Source organism: Bacillota bacterium (assembly GCA_013177945.1).
Classification (GTDB): Bacteria; Bacillota; DSM-12270; order Thermacetogeniales; family Thermacetogeniaceae; genus Ch130.
This window is the reverse complement of record JABLXW010000053.1, coordinates 1-2,165: the sequence shown is the minus strand read 5'-3', so window position 1 is coordinate 2,165 and position 2,165 is coordinate 1. Positions and strand designations below refer to the sequence as shown.

The 2,165-nt window shown below is 55.4% G+C and carries 7 protein-coding genes; 6 read left to right on the top strand and 1 reads right to left on the bottom strand.

Features of this window, described 5'->3' with window-relative positions; all coding sequences use genetic code 11:
* Nucleotides 1-124 (bottom strand): helix-turn-helix transcriptional regulator (locus tag HPY58_14195; protein NPV30763.1); only part of this gene is annotated, 124 nt, incomplete at its 3' end.
* A 148-nt stretch (nt 125-272) separates the two neighbouring features.
* Here HPY58_14195 and HPY58_14190 point away from each other — a divergent pair.
* The 6 genes from HPY58_14190 to HPY58_14165 form a co-directional block, all read left to right on the top strand.
* Nucleotides 273-536 (top strand): helix-turn-helix transcriptional regulator, encoded by a 264-nt coding sequence (locus HPY58_14190; protein NPV30762.1) that lies wholly within the window; start codon nt 273-275, stop codon nt 534-536.
* Nucleotides 537-554: 18 nt separating this feature from the next.
* A complete protein-coding gene (locus HPY58_14185; GenBank protein ID NPV30761.1) occupies nt 555-731 on the top strand; it encodes a hypothetical protein in 177 nt (58 codons plus the stop codon).
* Nucleotides 732-758: 27 nt separating this feature from the next.
* Nucleotides 759-1,130, top strand: a complete 372-nt coding sequence (locus tag HPY58_14180) for a hypothetical protein (GenBank protein ID NPV30760.1) — start codon at nt 759-761, stop codon at nt 1,128-1,130.
* The gene (locus HPY58_14175) at nt 1,120-1,311 is read left to right on the top strand and encodes a hypothetical protein (GenBank protein NPV30759.1); all 192 of its coding nucleotides are present in this window, start codon (nt 1,120-1,122) and stop codon (nt 1,309-1,311) included. Before HPY58_14180 ends, HPY58_14175 begins: the two co-directional genes overlap by 11 nt.
* Before the next feature lie 59 nt (nt 1,312-1,370).
* On the top strand, nt 1,371-1,910 hold the full coding sequence (locus HPY58_14170; protein NPV30758.1) for a helix-turn-helix transcriptional regulator: 540 nt from the start codon (nt 1,371-1,373) through the stop codon (nt 1,908-1,910).
* Nucleotides 1,911-1,965: 55 nt separating this feature from the next.
* The coding region (locus HPY58_14165) for a hypothetical protein (GenBank protein ID NPV30757.1) at nt 1,966-2,165 on the top strand (200 nt) is incomplete at its 3' end.

The following is a 2,165-nucleotide window of genomic DNA, read 5'->3' as shown; positions in this document are numbered from 1 at the left end:
CCTGCTCCCACATGCCGACCGCGGCCTCAGTAACATTCAAGCGCCGACCTAGTTCTTTTTGGGTAAGCCCTTTTGATTTACGTAGTTCTCGCAGTCTCTTTGCAAAAAGCTGTCTCTTATCCATAATATCACCACTTTCATTATACCACACGGTGTTGGGTTATAAAATTTACCCAACAAAAAGTTGGCTAACCTATTGACAACCCAACCTTACGTTGGGTATAATGGAGCCAGAAACCCAACAGAGCGTTTGGTAAGGAGGTGGACAAAACATGAGACGGTATCGCTTAATTGAAGCCAGGAAAGAGCACGGTTGGACACAGGCCCAGGTTGCCGAGAGACTGGGCGTTACGCCAAGTTTCTACGGCATGATTGAGCAAGGGAGCAGAAATCCCAGGTTGCCATTGGCATTAGCCATGGAAAACCTGTTCGGCATCCCCGCATCGGAACTTTTCCCCGACTTATTTTATGCCAACAAACCAAACGTACTGTTGGGTAACGAAGAAACCACGACCGCCGAGGCGGTCAACCAGTAAGGGAGGGGGGTGATCTCATTGAAACTGAGAGTTCCAATTGAGGAGGCCCGCGAAGGCGACCGCATCAACGGCAAAAAGGTCGTTGAAGTGTTGCACAGGCTCCACGCCCGATACGTCCGGCTGATCCTGGAGGGCGGGCGGGACATCGTAGACGGCTACATGGGCCGGGACACGGTCGAAATCGAAAGGCCTTAAATTTAAGAAACCGAGGAGGTGAAACCCATGATCGCCCAAGACGCCAGAGCAACAGCCCGGGCCGCGGCCCTGGAGCATATCCGCCGGGCCAACCTGCGGGAACCGGTAGCCACCATTACAGCCGGCAAGGGTAGAAGCGCCTGGCCGGTCCGGATCGCCCGCAGGGCCGGAGAGTGTTTCGAGGTATGCGGACGGGGTACCCGCCTGGACGTTTACCTGGCCAAAACGAACGACGGCTACCTGATTTCGGTCCCCAATTTTCACCGGTGCGGGTTGGTGCCCGCCGACTGCAACGCCTACGACATCATGGAGTACGTCCAGATCGAAAATGAGGTCGACGCCACCACCCTGGCCGCCGCGGTCAGGTACTTGATCGGGGGCGGGAACGATGTTCAATAAGCGCAACCCATCGAAAGAGGAACTTGCGGCACAGCAGACCATTTTGCTCGAACACCTCGCGGCTATGGGTTTAAAACCGGAGGATGTGCCCCAGGCCATGCAAGAGCTACACCGCCTTATACTGGCTGACCTTAAGAGGATACACGGCCACTATAAAAACCTGATCCCGGCTGCGTCTTAAGAGTAACTCGGCCAGGGGCGGATGACCAGGAATTAATTTACGGGAGGGAGGGATAACCGGTGTACCGTGATGCTCGGAAGAAGGCGGGATTAAGCATCGAGGAGGCGTCTTTTCAGTTGCACATTTCTACCAGAACCCTGCTCAATTATGAACATGGGATCAGCACGCCTCCACCCGAGACGGTTCTGGCGATGAGCCGGCTCTACCGCGAGCCCTGGATGACCCAGCTATATTGCCGGCGCGACTGCGCCATCGGGCAGGCCTATTCTTACGAGGTCCTGGACCGGGTTAACCTGGACCCGGCAAGCATCCTGCTCAAGCTGGTAGGAGAGCTGAAAGAGGCGGAAGCCGTGCTCGGAAGGCTCCTGGAGTTGGCGGTAAATAAAAATTCCCGGGAGGATTTCACCCGGGAAGAATGGGCGGAGTTTGTAACAAACCTCCAGGAGTTCCTGGACGTGGAGCACAACATCGAGGTTCTGAAGATCTCGCTGGGGAGGTGGTGTGACGTATCGGAGTTAATTGCCGCCCACAACAGGAAATGCTGCGAGAGAGGCTATGCCTCAAAAGAAAAAGCGGCTCTCATAGAAGCCGCCAACTAAACTACCCAACCCCATTCTATCACAGGAGAATGGGACAGTCAATGGAGGGAGTAACATGGTCAACGAAATCAAGGAAACCGATCAAGGCGTAGGGACCTGCGCCAGGTGCAAGAGAAAGCTGACCAACCCGCATTCGGTTGCTAGGAGCCTGGGGCCAGTGTGCTACGGTAAGTCAGGCGGCGGCATCTTTGATGCCGACCTCCAGGCGGACGAAAAAGAGTGGGCCCGGCGAGAGGAACTACTAAAGGCCGGCGG

Bases quoted from the DNA above. Each gene is read 5' to 3' on its own strand.
- HPY58_14190 (NPV30762.1), top strand. From the start codon at position 273: ATGAGACGGTATCGCTTAATTGAAGCCAGGAAAGAGCACGGTTGGACA.
- HPY58_14175 (NPV30759.1), top strand. From the start codon at position 1,120: ATGTTCAATAAGCGCAACCCATCGAAAGAGGAACTTGCGGCACAGCAG.
- HPY58_14180 (NPV30760.1), top strand. From the start codon at position 759: ATGATCGCCCAAGACGCCAGAGCAACAGCCCGGGCCGCGGCCCTGGAG.